Source organism: Bacillus sp. RO2 (assembly GCF_012911845.1).
In the GTDB taxonomy this organism is placed as follows: domain Bacteria; phylum Bacillota; class Bacilli; order Bacillales; family Bacillaceae_I; genus Sutcliffiella_A.
In genome coordinates this window covers 146744-162709 of the sequence record NZ_JAAXCU010000043.1, presented here as the reverse complement: position 1 = coordinate 162709, position 15966 = coordinate 146744, and the positions used below count along the sequence as shown (strand labels likewise).

Annotated in this window: 17 protein-coding genes; 1 reads left to right on the top strand and 16 read right to left on the bottom strand. The window is 36.4% G+C overall.

All coding sequences use genetic code 11. From position 1 onward, the window contains the following. Positions 1-143 precede the first annotated feature (143 nt). From HF078_RS12505 to HF078_RS12455, 11 genes are all read right to left on the bottom strand, one after another. The gene (locus HF078_RS12505) at positions 144-1298 is read right to left on the bottom strand and encodes a glycosyltransferase family 4 protein (protein WP_169291450.1); all 1155 of its coding nucleotides are present in this window, start codon (positions 1296-1298) and stop codon (positions 144-146) included. Next, positions 1295-2506 (bottom strand): glycosyltransferase, encoded by a 1212-nt coding sequence (locus HF078_RS12500; protein WP_169291449.1) that lies wholly within the window; start codon positions 2504-2506, stop codon positions 1295-1297. The genes HF078_RS12505 and HF078_RS12500 overlap by 4 nt, the downstream gene beginning before the upstream one ends. Beyond that, on the bottom strand, positions 2506-3633 hold the full coding sequence (gene wecB / locus HF078_RS12495; protein ID WP_169291448.1) for a non-hydrolyzing UDP-N-acetylglucosamine 2-epimerase: 1128 nt from the start codon (positions 3631-3633) through the stop codon (positions 2506-2508). Before wecB ends, HF078_RS12500 begins: the two co-directional genes overlap by 1 nt. 3 nt (positions 3634-3636) lie before the next feature. Continuing rightward, positions 3637-4746, bottom strand: coding sequence for a capsular polysaccharide biosynthesis protein CapF (locus tag HF078_RS12490; RefSeq protein ID WP_169291447.1), 1110 nt, complete (start codon positions 4744-4746; stop codon positions 3637-3639). Then, positions 4746-5765, bottom strand: a complete 1020-nt coding sequence (locus HF078_RS12485; RefSeq protein ID WP_169291446.1) for a polysaccharide biosynthesis protein — start codon at positions 5763-5765, stop codon at positions 4746-4748. Before HF078_RS12485 ends, HF078_RS12490 begins: the two co-directional genes overlap by 1 nt. Next, complete coding sequence (locus HF078_RS12480) at positions 5766-6956, bottom strand: glycosyltransferase family 4 protein (protein ID WP_169291445.1); 1191 nt, start codon at positions 6954-6956, stop codon at positions 5766-5768. 47 nt (positions 6957-7003) lie between these two features. Next, on the bottom strand, positions 7004-7624 hold the full coding sequence (locus HF078_RS12475) for a sugar transferase (RefSeq protein WP_169291444.1): 621 nt from the start codon (positions 7622-7624) through the stop codon (positions 7004-7006). Between the two features lie 198 nt (positions 7625-7822). Continuing rightward, the gene (galU, locus tag HF078_RS12470; protein ID WP_169291443.1) at positions 7823-8716 is read right to left on the bottom strand and encodes a UTP--glucose-1-phosphate uridylyltransferase GalU; all 894 of its coding nucleotides are present in this window, start codon (positions 8714-8716) and stop codon (positions 7823-7825) included. Between the two features lie 17 nt (positions 8717-8733). Beyond that, the gene (locus tag HF078_RS12465) at positions 8734-10569 is read right to left on the bottom strand and encodes a polysaccharide biosynthesis protein (RefSeq protein ID WP_169291442.1); all 1836 of its coding nucleotides are present in this window, start codon (positions 10567-10569) and stop codon (positions 8734-8736) included. A gap of 90 nt (positions 10570-10659) precedes the next feature. Then, complete coding sequence (locus HF078_RS12460) at positions 10660-11436, bottom strand: CpsD/CapB family tyrosine-protein kinase (protein ID WP_169291441.1); 777 nt, start codon at positions 11434-11436, stop codon at positions 10660-10662. Then, positions 11360-12106 (bottom strand): YveK family protein, encoded by a 747-nt coding sequence (locus HF078_RS12455; protein WP_169291440.1) that lies wholly within the window; start codon positions 12104-12106, stop codon positions 11360-11362. Before HF078_RS12455 ends, HF078_RS12460 begins: the two co-directional genes overlap by 77 nt. Before the next feature lie 476 nt (positions 12107-12582). On the opposite strand from HF078_RS12455, the gene HF078_RS12450 reads away from it, so the two are divergent. Continuing rightward, positions 12583-12870 carry a hypothetical protein gene (locus tag HF078_RS12450; protein ID WP_169291439.1) on the top strand — a complete coding sequence of 96 codons (288 nt, stop codon included), beginning with the start codon at positions 12583-12585 and terminating at the stop codon, positions 12868-12870. Positions 12871-12925: 55 nt separating this feature from the next. On the opposite strand, the gene HF078_RS12445 is transcribed toward HF078_RS12450, so the two are convergent. The 5 genes from HF078_RS12445 to HF078_RS12425 all read right to left on the bottom strand — a co-directional run bounded on the left by HF078_RS12445 (position 12926) and on the right by HF078_RS12425 (position 15965). Continuing rightward, positions 12926-13141 carry a hypothetical protein gene (locus HF078_RS12445; protein WP_169291438.1) on the bottom strand — a complete coding sequence of 72 codons (216 nt, stop codon included), beginning with the start codon at positions 13139-13141 and terminating at the stop codon, positions 12926-12928. Positions 13142-13260: 119 nt separating this feature from the next. Then, positions 13261-13692 carry a 3-hydroxyacyl-ACP dehydratase FabZ gene (gene fabZ / locus HF078_RS12440; RefSeq protein ID WP_169291437.1) on the bottom strand — a complete coding sequence of 144 codons (432 nt, stop codon included), beginning with the start codon at positions 13690-13692 and terminating at the stop codon, positions 13261-13263. 80 nt (positions 13693-13772) lie between these two features. Continuing rightward, on the bottom strand, positions 13773-14072 hold the full coding sequence (locus HF078_RS12435; RefSeq protein ID WP_169291436.1) for a DNA-directed RNA polymerase subunit beta: 300 nt from the start codon (positions 14070-14072) through the stop codon (positions 13773-13775). Between the two features lie 201 nt (positions 14073-14273). Beyond that, positions 14274-15116 (bottom strand): flagellar hook-basal body protein, encoded by an 843-nt coding sequence (locus tag HF078_RS12430; RefSeq protein ID WP_169291435.1) that lies wholly within the window; start codon positions 15114-15116, stop codon positions 14274-14276. Between the two features lie 27 nt (positions 15117-15143). After that, on the bottom strand, positions 15144-15965 hold the full coding sequence (locus HF078_RS12425) for a flagellar hook-basal body complex protein (RefSeq protein WP_169291434.1): 822 nt from the start codon (positions 15963-15965) through the stop codon (positions 15144-15146). Position 15966: the final 1 nt, after the last annotated feature.

The window sequence follows — 15966 nt, the reverse complement described above, 5'->3', positions numbered from 1 at the left end:
TCTATGGCTTAGTGTTTATTATTATAATTAAACAACACTAAATTCCCCTTACGTTTCTAAGGACATAAGAAATCAATTTTCATTTAAATAACTGTGCATATAATAATTGTTATGGTTTTAAAATATTTGATACGGAAAAAGATTTATTGGATACTTTTTTCAGCAATTTTTGAATAAGAAAAATTGTCCATACCCAGTAGTTCTGCACTATTTTTCATAGAATTATATAATTTGGGATTATTTATAATTTCTTCGATCTTATCTTGAATCTCAGACAAAGAGTCTTCGTATATGAATTGACAGTTCCCACCAACATCAACGTGAGTTGTTCCTTCCCAATGCTTAAATATACAAGGAATCCCAATTCCTACAACTTGTTCCCATATAACAGAATGTCTTCCTGGAAAGACAGCTAAATCAGCTGATGCAAAATATTGATAGGTTTCATCAGGAGAAATCCATCCAATATATTTGATCTTAACATTATCGACTAGCAAATTAAATTCCTCTTTAATCTCAGGTGAAACTGATCCGAATACTACAAGCTTAACATTTATATCTCTTATTCTATTAACCGCTTCCATTAATAGTAGAATTTGTTTCTTTGCAGAATCAATTTTCCCCCCAGAAACTATTAAAAAATCGCTCGAATTTATCTGAAGCTTTTCCCTAATATTTAGTTTTTCAATGTTTGCTTTTGCCGCGTTAACTTTTTCATCGTCAGCTCCTAGGACTAACAATTCTATTTTTTTGTCGGGTAGTTTATATACTTCTTTAAGAAAATTAACTCTAGCAGGTAACACCCCATAAAACTTTTTAGTATAAGGTTCAATTAATTTTCCACAAAATGTCCAAATCAATTTATGAAGTATATTTTCAGAGAACCAATTTTGAGCACTGTTTGAATAATCAGCATGATTGTCAATGTAAACGGTGACTTCAGGATGTTTTCTTAAATAGCGGACTATAGTTAACACATCTAAAAACTGAATACCATGAATAAAAAGAACATCCGGTTTTTCATTAATAATTGTATAATATAAATCATTATATATTTTGAGTTTAGAATTAATGTTTGTATTGAACTTATTTTCGATTCTAATAGTTTTAATTCCATATTCATTATAATATAATTTCCTTTTGTCCATATCTAAATTCCCTGAATCATTCCATATATACTGAGAAGTAATGACACTGACTTCATTACCATTTACTTTATGATACTTAGGAAGTAGATTATCTTGATAAGTCCAATTATCAGTAACCGGTCCACATAAGCATACATGTGTAATTTTCATAGTTTCACCTGCGCTTTTCCATATAATTCGATATACTCGTTGTACTTATCTTCCTTTCTAAACAGCTTATATACACGGTCAATGCAATTCTCTTTATAAAACATTTTGCTTTTTGTTTTTATATGGTTAATTGCTTCAATCATTTTATAAATGTTACCCTGTTCTACAACTATGCCTGTGAATTCATCTATACATTCTACGCTACCACCTGTATCAAATGTAATAACAGGAGTTCCACATGCTAATGACTCTAAATTAGTTAACCCTAATACTTCTTCAAGAGTAGGATTGATGAAAACATCTGCCGAAGAATATATTTCTGCTAATTCAACAATATCATTAGTCTTAGTAATACTAATGATATTTTTTGGTAACTTCTTCTTCATAGCTTCTGATAAACCCACTAAAACTATTTTTTCATCAACTTCTAATTTAGTAGATAGCTCTAGAAAATAGTTAAATCCTTTTTTAGTACTCCAAGTACTTGCAACTCCTAAAATAATAAAATTACCTTCTAAACCATACCTTGATTTGAAATTTCCTATTGTTGGTTTAAAAACATTTATATCTATTCCATTATTTATTATCTTAATAGGATATTCTTTAAGAAAAGATTCTTTAACTATGTTTGCAAGCCATTTTGAAGGAGTAATAATAGTTAAATTCTTTAAGCCAGTAAAAAGTTCCTTTTTGTTTATATAATTTAGTTGTGAATTATCCCTCAAACTACTTCTTGGGTATTCCCCTTTTTGTGGGCATTTACCACAACCTGTTATCCATTTATTACAACCTGAATAATCAAAGTGAGCACAGTGTCCTGTCAATGCCCAACAATCATGTAATGTCCACACTACAGGCTTATTACTTCTTTTTAAATAATTAAAAAGGATTTTAATATTAATATAATAACCATGAATGTTATGCAAATGAATAACATCAGGATTAAGTAGTTCAACCTTTTTAATAAAATCTAGTGTTGCCTTAATTGATCCGAAACCGTGTAAATCAAATACTCTAGTTAATGCTACATGGGTATAATTGTCATACTTTGCGCCTATTTTAATTGCATTTTCACAGTTTAATGGTATTTCTCTCCCGTATGCAATATAACTTTGATAGCCTTGGTCATTTAGAAGTTTGTGAATATCCGTTGCAATCCTACCTGTGCTACCTACCCCACATACGGAGTTAATTTGCAAAACTTTCACTATTTTTGCCCCCAAACAACTCTATTAACATAATCGGTATAAGATAAAATAATCCTAAGTATCTTATCCGATACATTAGGCATACTGTAGTCTGCAACCTCCCTTAAATCTCCTTCTATCTGAGATTCTAATACTTCAAGCCCCTGAAGGATTCGCTCTTTCTTCAGTCCTACCATCATAACGGATGCTTCTTCCATAGCTTCTGGTCTTTCGTGAGCTTGTCTTATATTAAGAGCTCTAAAACCAAGAATAGAAGACTCTTCACTTATAGTTCCACTATCACTTAACACGGATTTAGATTTAATTTGAAGTTTTACATAATCATTAAATCCTAGTGGTTTTAAGGTTTTTACTAGAGGGTTAAACTTTATTCCCTTAGCATTAATCATATTTCTAGTTCTAGGATGCGTACTGATAATGACAGGTAAGTTATACTTCTCCGCAATTGCATTTAAACTATCAACTAAATCTTGAAAATTAGTCTCCGAACTAATATTTTCTTCTCTATGAGCGGAGACCACAAAATAATTTCCTTCTTCTAAATCTAATCTTTCTAATACATCAGATTTCTCTATATCTTTTTTTCTTGAATTGAGAACTTCAAACATAGGGCTACCAGTTTTAATGATTTTATCTGCAGGTAATCCCTCTCTTAAAAGATATTCTCTTGCAATATCACTATATGTTAAATTAATATCTGAAGTATGGTCCACAATTTTTCTGTTTGTTTCTTCTGGCACCCTTTGATCATAGCATCTATTTCCAGCTTCCATATGGAAAATTGGTATGTGCCTTCTCTTTGCAGCTATTGCGCACAAGCAACTGTTTGTATCTCCAAGTACCAATAAAGCCTCTGGTTGTACTTCTTCCATGATTGGATCAATTTTCACTAGAATATTACCTATTGTTTCAACAGCAGTGCCGTTAGCTGCATTCAAAAAATAATCGGGTTTCTTTAAATTAAAATCTTTAAAGAAAACTTCATTTAGTTCATAATCATAGTTTTGCCCTGTATGAACGAGTGTATGTTCTATAGCATTTGATTCTTCCAATTTATTAATCACAGCTGACAATCTAATAATCTCTGGTCTAGTTCCAACGACTGTCATAACTTTTAACTTTTTCATATATTAAACCTCCAGGTAGTAAGTATCTGGCTTCTCTGGATCAAATAGCTCATTTGCCCACATAATAGTGACCATATCGGTATCACCCATGTTCTCAATGTTATGTGTATAACCAGTAGGTATATCCACTACTTCCAGTTTATCCCCACTGACATAATATTCAATAACTTTATTAGAATCAACTTTTCTAAAACGAATAACTCCATGGCCGCTAACAACCAAAAACTTTTCATTCTTTGTATGGTGCCAATGGTTACCTTTTGTAATACCAGCTTTAGAAATGTTAACTGAAACTTGACCTCTTTCTGGAGTCTTAATAAACTCTGTAAATGAACCCCTATTATCTACATTCATTTTTAGGTGATAACTAAATTGGTCTTCTGGCAAATAGCTCAAATAAGTACTATATAATTTTTTCGAAATTGAATTTGACATATCAGGTATTGTTCGTTCTTCTCGACTTTGTTTAAAAGAATAGATTAAATCAACAATTTCACCTAGAGTGATAGTGTGAACTACTGGAACCTCACAAAATTCATCAATTTTATTTTCATTACGATTTAAAGCATTAATAAGCTCTTCAATAACATCATCAATATATACTAAATTCATTTTGACGTTCGGATCATTTACATTGATGGGTAACCCATTAGCAATATTATGACAAAATGTAGCTATTGCACTGTTATAATTTGGCTTGCACCATTTCCCAAAGACATTAGGAAAACGATATACCAGTGCCCTTGCTCCTGTTTGATTACTGTATTGAAAAATTAATTCTTCACCTGCTCTTTTACTAATACCATAAGGGTTTTCTAAATTGGCTTGAACAGAAGATGAAATCATTATTGGACAGGTGTTTTGGTGCTTTTTTAAAGTTTCTAATAATATAGATGTAAAACCATAATTCCCATCCATAAATTCAGATTGATCCTTAGGGCGATTTACCCCAGCAAGATGAAAAACAAAATCCGCATCTTTACAATACTCATCAAGTAGAACTGGATCTGTGTCCCTGCTATATTCATAGATATCTGTGTAGTTTCGGTTTCTTAACTCTGATATGAGATTTTTACCAATAAAACCTTTAGATCCAGTTACTAATACCTTCATTATTTATTCCAACCTTTCAATTCTTCATGAACATAATCAAGCATTAAGAGTTTATCTTTAATCGCTTCAATTCTTAGCCGCTCTGTGTTATGAGAATTATATTCTTCTTCAGAAGATAACTTTTGGTCCCCTTCTTCAAAATACTTTCCATAGTTAAGGTCTCTTTTATCTGCAGGAACTCGATAAAACCCCCCTAAATCTTTAGAAACTACATGCTCTTCCCTTGTTAGCAATGTTTCGTATAACTTTTCACCATGACGTGTACCAATAACTTTTATTTCATTATCAACGTTAAATAATTCTTTGAGTGCCTGCGCTAAATCTCCAATAGTAGATGCTGGTGACTTTTGCACCATAATATCACCCGCTTCAGCATTTTCGAAAGCAAATACTACGAGCTCAACAGCCTCTTCCAAACTCATAAGGAATCTTGTCATATTAGGATCAGTAACTGTCAAAGATTGTCCACTTTTAATTTGATCTATAAATAATGGAATTACAGAGCCTCTAGAAGCCATTACATTTCCATAACGGGTTCCACAAATTAATGTCCTCGCTGGATCTACCGTTTTTGCTTTTGCTACAAACACCTTTTCCATCATTGCTTTGGAAATCCCCATTGCGTTTATAGGATATGCTGCTTTATCTGTAGAAAGGCATATTACCTTCTTAACTCCACTTTCAATAGCAGCATTAAGAACGTTTTCTGTTCCAATTACGTTAGTCTTAACAGCCTCTAATGGAAAGAACTCACAAGAAGGTACTTGCTTTAATGCAGCTGCATGAAAGATGTAATCTACACCGTACATAGCATTTTTAACACTTGCCAAATCTCTTACATCCCCTATGTAGAACTTAAGCTTTTCATTTTTATATTGCTTTCTCATATCATCTTGTTTTTTTTCATCTCTAGAAAATATTCTAATCTCTTTTATATCTGTATCTAAAAATCTTTTCATTACAGCATTGCCAAAGGAACCGGTCCCACCTGTAATGAGTAGTGTTTTATCTTTAAACATTTATTTGCCTCCTAAATTTATCAAGGTGTTTTCTAATTTTGAAATAAATTTTTCTTTACTATAATGACTAACATAATAATCATATGAATTCTTTGCTATTTCTTCTTTTTTATCACTATTACAAAACTCTATTATTAAATTGGCTAATTCTTTATAATTTTCAGCGGAACACACTAATCCGCATTTGGCATCAGTTATCACCTGATTAGCCTCTCCATTAATAGCACCGATTATTGGTTTGCTAGCAGCCATATAAGATTGAACTTTTCCAGGCAAAGTGTAAGAAATGTTCTTATTATCCTTTAATGTAATTAACATTGCGTCTGCTAATCCATAATACTTCGGCATCTCACTCACAGGTCGTCTTCCATAATATAAAATATTTTCAAGTTTCAATTTTTCACTTAGTAGCTTACATTCTTCTAATTTTGACCCGTCCCCAACTATATGAAAAGTTATTTCAGTACGCTCTTTCAATTCGTTAGCAGCCTTAATGATTGTATCGACGCTTTGCATATCACCAATGTTACCGGCAAAAACAAAATTAAATTTATTTTCTTTAGTGACTTCAACACTTTCAGAAAATAAATCTTCAGCATACTGTGGTAAATGTATAATACTATCTGTGTTCACTCCAAGTGTATTTTTATAGTATTCTTTGAACATGTTTGAGGTAACTGCAATGGAATCAGCTGAACTATAAATCCATTTAGATAGCTTTTTAAATACTTTATAAATTATTGAACTTTCTTTGATACCACCAGCAGCCAAACTATCAGGCCATAGATCGAGACAATATAGTAACATTTTTCTGTTATGCTTATTCTTATAAAATATTGCCGGAATTCCCATCATTACTGGAGATAGCTGATTAACAAATATAACATCAAACTTTTCTTTTAGTAACAGAGCCTTAATCGATGCTGATACAGAAAAACTAAGATAATTCAAGAAAAGTTGCAAATTACCGTTCCCTCGACCTATTTCAAAACATCTAATAACTTTAACACCGTTTATTTCTTCACTTCTTTTGTTACCATTACGATAATCATCAAGGATTCTCCCTTCAGGGTAATTAGGAAGACCTGTTAACACCGTAACTTCGTGGCCGTTTTTAACAAGCGTTTCACATATATCTGAGATCCTAAAAGGTTCAGGGTAGTAATATTGGCAAACAACAAGTATTTTCATATATAGATTTTCCCCCGTGTTTCTATTAAACAAATACTTTTATAGATTTAGTTTTCCTTGGTAACAGCAATTCCTTTCTTAGTTCCTGTACCACCTTCAACAACCCCGTCACTTTTAACCACACTTATTATTGTCCCAAAAAAGCACTTAACATCCATTTTAAGACTAATTTTCTCAACGTATTCCCCATCTAACTTTGCCTTTATCTCAATAGGAAGCTCATCTCTACCGTTAATTTGTGCCCATCCAGTCAATCCAGGAGGAACATCATTAGCGCCATACTTATCACGTTCAGCTATCAAGTCATACTGATTCCATAATGCTGGTCGTGGCCCGATTATACTCATCTGCCCTACAAAGATGTTCCAAATCTGTGGTAGCTCATCAAGAGAAGTTTTTCTTAAGAATCTACCCACAGTAGTAATATACTGATCTGGGTTTTCTAATAGATGAGTGGGTGTATCCTTAGGTGTATCTATTTTCATAGTACGGAACTTCAAGATTTCGAAATATGTCTTGTTAATACCTATCCGTTTCTGTTTGAAAAGTACCGGACCTCTTGATTCAATTTTTATTGCAATTATTAAAGAAAAATAGATAGGTGATAATATGATAAGACCAATTAAAGAAAGAATTATATCTAAAAACCTTTTTACCTTAATATACATTTTATGCATCTCTCCCATATAAATTTTTAGTATTAAAAAATGAAAGTATATACTCCAGGAAAGTACTTAACACTAAATTAGGGTAAGAGTCTAATTTAATTTTGTGTTTAAATTGCTTGCTACAAAAAATAAGGGATTTCCTCCTACCTACAGTTCAATTTATTTACTCCACTGTTAGAGGTAGGAAGACATCACCCGTCAAATTACACTTTTAGCTTTCTTTAATAATTGTTCCATGTATTCTATAATTTGTTCTCTTAACTCTTTTCGTTCCAGAGCAAAATCTAACTGGGCCTTAATAAATCCAAATTTATCTCCAACATCATGGCGTACTCCACTAAACTCATAAGCAACTACCATCTGTTTATGGTTTAATTCTTTTATTGCATCTGTTAGCTGTATTTCTCCACCAGCACCTGGTGCTTGAGTTTCTAGAATTTCAAAAATCTCTGGACGAAGAATGTATCTTCCCATAATCGCATGGTTAGAAGGAGCGTCTTCTAATTTTGGTTTTTCTACCAAACTATCAATATGGAAGCAATGCTCATCTATCTCTCCATATTTCTTGGAGATAACACCATACTTCGATACATCCTCCATTGGCACTTGTTGGACACCTAAAACGGAAGAATTAAAACGCTCATAAACTTCAATTAACTGTTTCAGACATGGTTTCTCAGGAGAGTATACAATATCATCCCCAAGGAGTACTGCAAAAGGTTCATTGCCAATGAAGCGTTTAGCACATCCAATCGCGTGTCCAAGTCCTAGTGGTTCCTTTTGACGAATATAGTGGATGTTTGCCAGTTCGGAGATTTCTTGAATCTCCTCAAGTTGTTCAAATTTACCTTTTTTCGCTAAGGTCTCTTCTAATTCATAGGATTTATCGAAATGATCTTCAATAGCACGCTTTCCACGACCGGTGACAATAATGATATCTTCAATTCCAGAAGCAACCGCTTCTTCAATGATGAATTGTATAGTAGGCTTGTCCACGATCGGCAGCATTTCTTTTGGCTGGGCTTTTGTTGCCGGAAGAAATCTTGTCCCTAAACCAGCCGCTGGAATTATTGCCTTTCTTACCTTTTGCATGCTCTGATCCCCTTCTTTTAAACGGATAATTTTTGTCTAAATAAATGACCTAATTTTTCTTCTTGGTTATTGGCAACTGATAGTAGATAGCTTCTCAATTCAGCTTCACTCATCAATTCGAAATTTGTTAAGAAGTAATTTAAAACTTCTTTATCTTTTAGTGGGGCCTTCCCTATGTGGATTTTTGGGAAGATGTCCGCTTTATGAATTTCGTTTTCGTTAAGAAGTTCCTCATACATTTTTTCTCCAGGCCTTATGCCTGAATACCTGATACCAATTTCATCAATAGAGTAACCGGATAGGGTAATAAGGTTCTTAGCAAGGTCGACAATTTTGACCGGTTCTCCCATGTCTAGGACGAAGACCTCTCCACCACGTGCCAATGTTCCAGCCTGTATGACAAGCCTTGAGGCCTCTGGAATTGTCATAAAGTAGCGTGTCATGTCTGGGTGAGTAACTGTCACCGGCCCACCTGCTTGTATTTGTTTTTTAAATAGTGGGATAACACTACCTCTGCTTCCGAGTACATTTCCAAAACGGACCGCTACAAATTTTGTATTGCTCTCCTGCGCTAGTTGCTGAACCACCATTTCTGCGAAACGTTTCGTAGATCCCATAATGTTGGTTGGATTAACCGCTTTGTCAGAGGAAACAAGGACGAATGTACCTACACTAAATGTGTCAGCTGCCTCTGCCACATTTTTAGTACCGAAGATATTGTTCTTTACAGCTTCTTCCGGGTTTCGTTCCATTAGCGGTACATGCTTATGAGCTGCCGCATGGTACACAACATCTGGTCGGTATTTTTCCATAATAGTGAAGATTTTATTTCTATCTTGGATATCCGCTATCTCTGTGAAGATATTGATTTTATCTTTGTACTGGGCACGAAGCTCCAACTCGATGGTGTAGATACTATTTTCTCCATGTCCAAGTAATATAAGGTTTTTAGGAGTGAAGTTAGATATCTGGCGACAGATTTCTGACCCAATTGATCCCCCTGCTCCTGTTACAAAAACTGTTTTTCCTGTAATAGATTCTGAGATGCTTTCCATATCTAATTTTACTGGGTCTCTTCCAAGAAGGTCTTCTACTTCAACATCACGAAATTCATTAACAGATATTTTGCCGGACATAAGATCCTCTAGCATTGGTATGATTTTGGTTTTCGCATCTGTTTTCACGCATTCTTGATAGATAGTATTGATATCTTTTTTACCGAGTGATGGGATAGCTATAATAATATTTTCTATATCCAGATTACCTACTATTGTTTCAATATCTTTCACACTACCCAGTACTGGAATACCCAACACTTGAAGTTTATGTTTTTTTTCATCATCATCTACAAAAGCTACTGGCAATAACTCTGCTTCTCTATTTTGCAGCAATTGCCTTGCGACCATGCTTCCTGCCGCTCCGGCCCCTACAATTAAAGTGCGTTTCTTGTCTGTTGATTTTTTATAGTAGAAATCGCGGTAGACCCTCCAGGAAAATCTGGAACCACCAATAAGTATCATGTGTAGCATCCACGTGATAAGTAGTGCTCTTCCATATACATTTCCTACTACTAACAATTGGACAAAACCAGTGACTGCTACTGAATAGGTGACAGCTTTCAGGATTCCCATTAATTCACCTATACTCGCATATTCCCATGCTTTGTGATAAAGCTTGTATGTATAAGCAAATAGATGATGCCAAATGATAAGGGATAAGGAGCTTAATAATAATGTTTTGGAACTAAAGATATTGGTATCGGGTATCAGCATCCAGAAACTCACATAAATTGAAGACAGGACAATTAGGGAATCAACCAAAATCAGAAATGAAAGCCGTTTTTTGTACGTCAAGGTGGAACCTCCTTTTTTGTATTTTTTGTAATATTTATAGGTTTAAAGTCACTATTTACTCATAAAAAGAAGAGGAATAGCCCTTATTGGCTATTTCCCTCCATAATAATAGTAGAGTGCACCGTCCGATTTCTTCTTACCATTTAACACAACGCCTAGTAATTTAGCTTGGGCTGAGTCCAATAATTCTTTGGCTTTTTGTGCATTATCTTTTTCCGTTGCACCACTTGCAACAACCATGATCGTTCCATCACATTTGTTTGCTAGAATTTGAGCATCTGTTACTGCAAGTACAGGCGGGGTATCAAAGATAACCATATCATACTGTAGATATGCAGCTGCTAACATTTCCTCTAAAGCTTTAGAGCTTAGAAGTTCGGCAGGGTTTGGTGGAATTGGACCACTTGTTAGGATGTCTAGGTTGTCAATTCTTGTTGTGTTAATCGTTTCACGTAGTAGCGATTGTCTAGTAAGAACCGTAGTAAAACCAGTTACGTTATTCTGCTGGAAAGTGTAATGCGCTGTCGGTTTACGTAGGTCAGCATCGATAAATAATACCTTCTTGCCTTGTTGCGCGAAAACTACCGCCATATTACTTGCCGTTGTAGACTTTCCTTCCGATGGACCAGAAGATGTCACCATAATAGAACGAAGATTTGTGTCTACAGATGAGAACTGGATGTTGGTTCTGATTGTTCTGTATTGCTCAGAGATCGGTGACTTCGGCAATTTGTCTGCAATCAGGTGGCGACTAGTAGTTGCGATTGATTTTTGTTTTTTCTTTAAGTTCTTAAGAGCCAACGGTCTCACCTCTCGTTCTTGTAGCTTTTCTAGCGATTCTTTGTGCTTCTTGGATATCTTTATCATCTATTAGAACTACTGTTCCTAATACGGGAAGACCTAGTAGTTTTTCAATGTCTTGTTCTGTTTTCACGGTATTGTCTAGGAATTCCAGTAAGAATGCCAGACCTACACCAGCCATCAACCCTACTACGAAAGCTATGGCCATATTCAATACTGGCTGTGGTTTAACAGGTGATGGATTTTCCCCCACTTGAGCCGAGGCCAAGATATTAACATTATCTACATTCATGATGGAAACGACTTGCTTTTTGAAAACTTCCGCTGTTGTATTGGCAATATTTGCTGCCATTATAGGGTCAGTGCTTTCCACTGTTAACGTCAATACTTGCGAGTTTTGAACGCTTCCTACGGTAATCATGCTGTTTAGTTGAGATGCACTGTAAACACCTTCTAATTCTTCACTTACTAGATCAAGGACTGCTGCACTTTTGATAATGACATTATATGTATTAATCAACTGGATATTGGCTTGAATGTCGCCCGTATTATAGGCGGCTTGATCTGTTTTTTCTTGGTTTACCAATAACTGAGTAGAAGATTGGTAGATTGGCGTTAATAAAAAGTAGCTCACAAGTCCGCTTGCTGTAGTTAGAACAACCGTAATGAGGACGATGAGCGAAAAACGTTTCTTTATGGTTTGAAATAATTCTTTGAGACTGATAGTTTCTTCCATGTTAACCTCCGAAATTTACTCGTTACTGGTAAAGTTTATTTTTTCTACAAATATATTCTTTTATTTCCATACTGAACTATTATAGGTCAATTCGCTACATATATCTACATAATAATTGTAATTTCCCTGTAATAAAAGAGGAATTTCCTTCAAATCGTCATAAAGTCCTGTGTAATTTTTTACAATTAAATCGACTTTTGTCGAATGAAATGGGTATTTTGTCGAATGTATTATAGTGTCTGATTATATGCATATATTTGAATATGGAATGGACGAGGTTTGGAGGCGATTTTATTTTAAGAAGAAGGCGTACTTTCGGCTTTGTAGTTACTTGCATCATAAGTTTAGGGATATTGCTCCTACTTTTATATTTAGTTATTTCCTTATTACTAAACGCAGAAAGACAAGCTAGGGATGTGGTTGAGCAGTTTTATGTTTACGAGAACAATGGAGATTACGGGAGGTCATGGGAGCTATTGCATGAAAAGATGCACATACGATTCGAACGTAGTGTATATTTACAGGACCGGGCACACGTGTTTAACGGTCATTTCGGTGCAGATACATTCGACTTTGATATTGGGGATGCGCGGAAAATAAAGAATTGGAAGATGGATAAGAGCGGAGAGGCATTTGGGTCTGCTTATGAATTTGAAGTGAAGCAGGATTACCACGGGAAGTATGGTCATTTTGTGTTTGTGCAATATGTCTATGTTGTGCGGGAAGACGGCGAGTGGCGGATAGTGTGGGACTATAAGAAGTAAGGTTTTGTTCGTACAAAAGGGACAGCATGAACTGTCCCCCAATGTATGAAAGAGATTACTGCCCGTCTTCTTTTTCCTCTTCCATTTCCATATCTTCTTCCATGTTCTCTTCGTCTTGCTCCATATCTTCTTCCATTTCAGGATCTGCAGGTTCTTCCATTGGTGGCTCTTCTTCTGGCGGAGGAACATCCTGATTGTTTGCTGCACATCCTGTAATTAGCATCGCTGCTAAAGCAGTACCAGTTAATTTTAATAACCATTTGCTGTTCATATAAACCTTCTCCTTTCGTAAATGGAATTTCAAGACCTTTTCAGCTCAAGTTGCTTGGTCCCTTTTTATATTCCCCATTTTTCGAGAAAGCTTGCATGATTCTTGCAAATTTCTTCAAATTACTGCTTTGGTCCTAACGCAAACATCATTTCCAGTTCGCAGACAAGTTGTCCGTCAACCGTTGCGGTACCTTTTCCTTTGCCGATACTTCCGCGTACACGGGTCATTTCGACTTCCAGGCGCAGCTGGTCCCCAGGCACTACTTGTTTTTTAAATCGGCAGTTGTCGATTCCTGTGAAGAACGCAAGGCGGCCTTTGTTTTCTTCTTTTTTAAGCATCGCTACCGCTCCGACTTGTGCTAGTGCTTCTACTATAAGTACGCCAGGCATAACTGGGAACTCAGGGAAATGTCCGTTGAAGAACTCTTCATTGGCTGTTACATTTTTGATGCCGATTGCGCGTTGGCCTTCTTCTAGTTCGATGATTCTGTCGACTAAAAGGAATGGGTATCTATGTGGAATGATTTCTTTGATTTGGTTAATATCAAGCATATTTTTGTGACCTCCTACTAATAGTTACTTATAATTATATAGGAAGGCATAAAAAATAGGAAGTCCTTTGTCGGACTCCCTTATTGTTTGTTGACCAGGTCTAATATATGCTGCCAGGTTTCTTTTTCGAGCACATCCATTGGATTACCGCCACCGAGTACGCCGTAACCGAACATGGCGCCGGCAACGACAGCTACTGCCATGACGATAACGAGGATGATGAGGCGAAGCCATATTGGAATGAGGCGGATTCGAAATTTGTATTTCTTTGGTTTTTCTTCTTGAGTTGCATTTATTTCTTCTTGTTGGCTTTCTTTATTTTTTTGAGCTTTGCGCAATTCTTCCCTTGTTAAGCTCTTTTTGCCTGTTTCTTGCTCCATTGCGCAACCTCTCCTTTTTCGTTGGATTTACTAATTTTGTCTATAAACACCGCTGGTGATTTCCGCAAATGGCTTCGCTTTCCTAGGGGCGGTGCTTGAGCCTCCTCGCTCCGCTGCGGGGTCTCAAGCTACCGCTATCTCCCTCAGGAGTCTTCGCCTTTTGCTCCAATCACCAGCTATGGATCTGAATCAATTTTTAAATTAAGATTTCAGTCCGTTCACTAGGCCCATCATTTGGTCTGCGAATTGGACGGATTTTGCGTTGAATTGGTAGGAACGTTGCATTAAGGTTAGTTCCGTCATTTCTGATGCAAGGTCAACATTGGATTGCTCGAGCATACCTTGTTGCATGCTGATACCTTGGCGTGCTCCTCCTTGTAAATAGCCTACTATCGCTTCTGGATCCTGTATATTGGCAAGTGGTATTGCATAAAGAGAACCAGGCCTTGACTCTAGTATTTGCGGTCTAATGACTTCTGCCACTCCAAGTTCACGTGCGATGGCTTGTCCATCTGTCATTACGGCAGATAGAATACCACTTCCTTGAAGTTTGACTTCTTTTACATTTTCCGGGAGGATGATGGGCTGTTCGTCACTATCTAGCACCGGATGTCCTTCAGAAGTAACAAGCATCACTTCGGCATTATTGATCGGCGACAAATAGAATACACCATTTCGTGTAAATTGTGTACTAGTTTGCCCATTTTCCGTTACTTGAACCGTAAAGAATTGGTCTTCCTTTGTCAGCGCGAAGTCTAACATACGATTGGTGGCTTTCATAGGTCCCTGTGTTAGGTGAAGTTGTGTTTTACTTAAGCCTGTTCCTGAGCCAACGCGGATCCCAAGCTCTGATTGACGTGCCGTTTGGTTATCATATTGTGCCAGTGGCTGGTTGTTTGTTTGTTGGGCAAGCAGTTCTTGGAAGGTGGCACTTCTTTGTTTGTATCCGACTGTGTCTACATTCGCCACATTGTGTGAGATTAGGTCTAACTGCTTTTGAAGCTGATTCATTGTATTAGTTGCATTGAGCATGATTCTATTCATTTATTTTCTCCCTCCGTTAAGGGCTTTTTAGTTGATGCGGCCGATTTCATTTGCTGCTTTTTGCATGCTCATATCATACGCTTGAATAACCTTTTGATTAGCTTCAAATGCTCTGTATGCAGCGGTCATATCACTCATCGCTTGAGCCGTGTCCACATTCGAGCGTTCGATATGTCCTTGTGACACTTGATAGTTCACTCCAGCCGCTCCAGTAGCATCTTGAAGAGGTGCTACGCCTTCTGCAGTTCGGTAAAGTCCGTTCCCTTCACGTACAAGCTCATCCGGGTTGTTTGCAAGAGCCATTCCAAGACGGGAATTTCGGATATCTCCTTCAAGTATTGTACCGTCTTGTTGAACAAGCATAGAACGGGATCTAATCTGAATTCGGTTACTATTTTCATCAAGCACATAAAGCCCGCTGTTTGTTGTTAAATAGCCTTCAGGATCAATGGAGAAGTTCCCGTTTCTTGTATAGCGAGGTGTACCGTCTACTTGCTCGACTGTGAAATACACCGATGCATTTTCAGGCAGGTTTTGATTTAGGATTGCAAGGTCAGTATCATTTCCAGTTGGACGCAAGTCACCCTGTGTATGCTTAGGTTTTGTCTCTTGCAGGTACACACCTGTGCTTAGGCGGACTGGGTCATTCGGGTTTGACATAGGACTGAATGTTTTCGTACCGTTTGTTTGTTCCATCCGTTGTAAGAGTAGGTCAGGAAAGGATCTTAATATTCCTTGGTCTGCTTTATATCCAGGCGTATTTGCATTTGCCAGATTGTTCGACATCATTTCCATGCGGCGCTGCTGGGAAATCATCCCCGCTGTTGCAGTATAGAATCCACGTAACACT